Origin of the sequence: Waterburya agarophytonicola KI4 (assembly GCF_020640915.1) — a bacterium.
GTDB lineage: Bacteria > Cyanobacteriota > Cyanobacteriia > Cyanobacteriales > Xenococcaceae > Waterburya > Waterburya agarophytonicola.
Genome location: NZ_JADWDC010000133.1, coordinates 1 through 3,760 on the forward strand (window position 1 = coordinate 1; position 3,760 = coordinate 3,760).

The 3,760-nt window shown below is 35.1% G+C and carries 4 protein-coding genes; 1 reads left to right on the forward strand and 3 read right to left on the reverse strand.

Annotated features, from left to right (window positions below; all coding sequences use genetic code 11):
* Positions 1 to 173 precede the first annotated feature (173 nt).
* Both I4641_RS23400 and I4641_RS23405 read right to left on the reverse strand, forming a co-directional pair.
* Positions 174 to 1,439, reverse strand: a complete 1,266-nt coding sequence (locus I4641_RS23400) for a YcjF family protein (RefSeq protein ID WP_229642993.1) — start codon at positions 1,437 to 1,439, stop codon at positions 174 to 176.
* A 19-nt stretch (positions 1,440 to 1,458) separates the two neighbouring features.
* A complete protein-coding gene (locus tag I4641_RS23405) occupies positions 1,459 to 1,797 on the reverse strand; it encodes a DUF8822 family protein (RefSeq protein ID WP_229642994.1) in 339 nt (112 codons plus the stop codon).
* Positions 1,798 to 2,061: 264 nt separating this feature from the next.
* Here I4641_RS23405 and I4641_RS23410 point away from each other — a divergent pair, with 264 nt between their 5' ends.
* Positions 2,062 to 2,694: an acetyltransferase gene (locus tag I4641_RS23410; RefSeq protein ID WP_229642995.1), complete on the forward strand. Its 633-nt coding sequence runs from the start codon at positions 2,062 to 2,064 to the stop codon at positions 2,692 to 2,694.
* A 187-nt stretch (positions 2,695 to 2,881) separates the two neighbouring features.
* Here I4641_RS23410 and I4641_RS23415 read toward each other — a convergent pair whose 3' ends face one another.
* On the reverse strand, positions 2,882 to 3,514 hold the full coding sequence (locus I4641_RS23415) for a hypothetical protein (RefSeq protein WP_229642996.1): 633 nt from the start codon (positions 3,512 to 3,514) through the stop codon (positions 2,882 to 2,884).
* Positions 3,515 to 3,760 lie beyond the last annotated feature (246 nt).

Here is a 3,760-nt window from a genome sequence, read left to right on the forward strand (position 1 = left end):
TCTCAACCGCGCATTTACCAATATAGGGAACTTGAATCAGAAAGTCAACCCCTTTGGTAAATTATTTCTGGAATTGATTCTTTTCGAACGCTCAAATAGTTTTCCCTTATGATTTTGAGATTAAAAAAACTGTGAAAGTTTTTGCAATATATCGAAACATTTGAAATAACCGATTACTGTATGTCTTTAAATTGCTCCTTTGCCGAAGAGAATGCTTCTTTCATTACTGATTGAATTTTCTTAGGGTCGGGTTTTTTTCCTCCCATAAGATCGCCAAAGTAAACACAAGCCCCTTCTCCAAGAGACCAAGTATAAGCTGCTGCCCAGGATGCAGCGATTACACTACCAAATCCAGGAATAAATTTGATTAACTCTCTTCCTATGGCTTGAGCAAAGAATCCTCCAGCGATCGCACTTACAATACCACCTGCTTGAGAAGGGGATAACTTTTGTCCGTATAATTTGCCTAATAACCCTACTAGAGATACTTGTAATGCTGTTAAGACTGGCATCGTAGCAAAAGGTAAAGGTACAGCAGCTAAAGTTCCAGCCATTGTAGAAAAAGCTAACAAGTAACGTCTGGCTGTATCTCGATAGAGATTACTTAATTCATCACTGACGCTATTGTCTAATAGTTGATAGATAGTTTGTGATTCGGCTTCGGGTAGTAATTCAGCTAAAGCATCGATTAATGCTTCTAAACCATAGAAGGTTGGATCATACCCGTCTTCTTCTAGAGTGAAGTCAATCATTACTGCACGATCGCACAATTCCAATTCGTTGAAGTCTTCCTCGATCGCAGTAAAAGCTCGATTAATTGCCTCATAATCGGGGGGATATGCTGGATGATCTGACATATCCGATGGATATACTTCGTGTAAGCAAGTTACAACTAACAAGCAGGGAATATTAGAATAATTTTTTCTGAGCTTTTGAATTACCTGTCGTAAAGTATCGGTAGCAAAATCACTGATTTTTACTGTAAGAATTAAAATTCTGGCACGTTTGGTTTCTTGTTTTAACTCTTCTTCTAATTCTTCAACAATATTTTGCGTGTCATTATTTATATCTCCTAGTCCTACTGTATCAGTAAAGATTAGTAGAGGAAGATCGTCTGAAGGATAAGCGTATCTTTCAGTGTTTTGAGTATGAGGGCGAAAACCTTGTCCGACAATTTCTGCGGATACTCCTGTTAAGCCTCGCACTATAGAACTTTTTCCAGATTGGGGTTTGCCAATTAATAATGCTTCTGTTGTTGGCAACTTGTCTCTAATAGTAGTGATTATCTCTGCTACTTGTTCGTCACTAACACTAAACCAATCGCTAGCTTTTTGGGCAACGAGATCGACAGGCAATAGTTTTTTTAAGCGTTGTGTGGCATCATCTATATTTTTTGATGCGCGATTTTTCCAATTATTCATCCAGGCAAACTTACTCATTGCTTGTTGATTATCGAAGTTATCCACCGCAACAGCGATCTATTCCTAAACTATCTAAAATTAAATCGCTCACTGCATTAGCTACCGCAAACTCGCTATAAAAACTACGACTGAAATCAAAAGCTCGCATTTCAGCGATAATCGCAATTACTAACGAACCTAAATCGTTTTCTCCTTCCATACGTTGACGTACAAATATTTTGGCAGCCCTTTGAGCTATTTTGCCATTTACTGTTTCAGGTAAAAATTCTTCATCTAGCCAAGTATGTAGAGACTTTCTAAGCCATTCTTCTTCTTGTTCGGGATGTTGTACGTTGGGCAAAGTAATAGGGGCGATAGGTTTAACTGAATCTGTCATAGAATTTACTTTGTTATGGATCGAAAAATTTAATAATTTAATTATGATCTACATTTTGCGACAGATCTAAAGAGTATGACTATAAGTAAAGATAGAGATCCCTATGTTTACTTTTGAAGAACTTATAAGATTCTTTTTAAGATCGAACAGCAATAAATTCCTACCGTTCTTAAATAGCCGATGATATAGTGGCGAAATAAAGATATGTGTAATTCACGCTTCCATAATTAAAATTATAATTTCAATTCAACATATTTAACTTATATGTACTTATACGGAGCTGGCGGTCATTCTAAAGTTATTACAGATATACTCAATAGTATTGGAGTAGAAGTCTCAGGAGTTTTTGACGATAAACCTTCTGAAGCTAAACTAAAGACGATGACGATCAATTCTGGTGTTCGAGTTCAGGGTGAAAGCTTTCCGAAATTAGATGCGCCTCTGATTATTAGTGTAGGAGATAATTTTAGACGAGCCGAATTAGACCTTATGCTTCGAGATAACGCAGAATATGGTCAAGCAATTCACGGCACAACTATTATTTCTGCCAAAGCCTCTGTCGGAGAAGGTACTGTTATTTTGCAAGGTGCGATCGTACAATCTGCTGCTAAGGTAGGAAGGCACGTTTTGGTTAATACTGCCGCTAGTATCGATCATGATAATGAAATTGGTGATTATGCCCATATTTCCCCCCACGCAACTTTATGCGGTCACGTAAAAGTGGGAGAAGGAACACATATAGGTGCGGGCGCAGTGGTAATTCCTTCGATTCGTATTGGCAAGTGGTGTACGATTGGTGCAGGTACGGTTGTAATCAGGAATATTCCTGATTATGCGACTGCGGTGGGTAATCCTGCTAAAATAATTAAGTTCAGAGATCCACCTTTTAACACCTAAGGAGTCATGTAAAAATAAGTTGTACAAATTTCAATTGAACCCCTTTGTGAATATAGCTTCTATTTAAAAAATGTTCGAGTTATTTTTACACAATGCCTTAACTATTAATTTTTTAATTTTTCTTTCGTTCTTATGCGGCGTAACATCAGTTATTTAATTGTTGCATCAATTAATAGTTTATCGAATCTCAATTTACTGTTGATTTTTCTTCTGGTAATATAAGATCGACATGGGTTTGGATTGCTTCGCTTTCAGCTAATTCAAGATTTACATTAGTATCTTTCAATTTTATACACAGCTCAAATAGCACTTCTGCCAGGTCGCTACGAGAAACTTTTCCTGTAGACAATTCTGAAAAACTAGAATCTAATTTATTTGTTATCTGTTGTTTTAATAATTGTATTTCTCGATCTAAAGCAGTTTTAGATTGGGTTATTTCATTCTTTAAATTGCTGGTTTGATTTTTGATACTCTCTTGAACATAATCGATATTATTGCTGGCTTTTTGAGCAAGGTCGCTTAAGTCTTTTCTGATTTTTTGTTTTTCTTCTTGACTAGTAATATTAAGATATTTTATTTTTTTATCTAAAGAATTTTCAACTAAATTTATTTGATGAATTATTTTATACTCTAATTCTCCCAAGCGTTCTTCTAAGAGCAAATCTATCTTGTGAAGATTACTTTCAAGATGATTGAGTTTATGATTATATTCCTCTAATTTGCGATCGTATTCTTTTATTTGCTCCCCAAATAAAATATCTTGTAATTGAGAAATATTCCCCAATCTTTGACGTATTTCTGATTTATTTATTTCACTCACGACTAATTTCTTCTCAAACTAAATTAATATTAAATCGATTTTGCCTAAATATTTTAGATCTACACGCCATATTCAGATTTTTTTAAAATTATGTGTAATAGATTAAAATCGCAACGTTAGTATATAATATCTATTATATTTACCCAGCAAGTAAAATTAATTTATTGCCTACTTGTTGCTCGTTTTGAGCTGTCCTCAAGAACAAGTAGCCTTCAAGAGAAACAGAAAAAGAATTCCATAGCGAAA

What these genes read in the sequence shown, in the direction of transcription:
- I4641_RS23400 (WP_229642993.1), bottom strand. Translation starts at nt 1,439, where the DNA reads ATGAGTAAGTTTGCCTGGATGAATAATTGGAAAAATCGCGCATCAAAA.
- I4641_RS23405 (WP_229642994.1), bottom strand. Translation starts at nt 1,797, where the DNA reads ATGACAGATTCAGTTAAACCTATCGCCCCTATTACTTTGCCCAACGTA.
- I4641_RS23410 (WP_229642995.1), top strand. Translation starts at nt 2,062, where the DNA reads ATGTACTTATACGGAGCTGGCGGTCATTCTAAAGTTATTACAGATATA.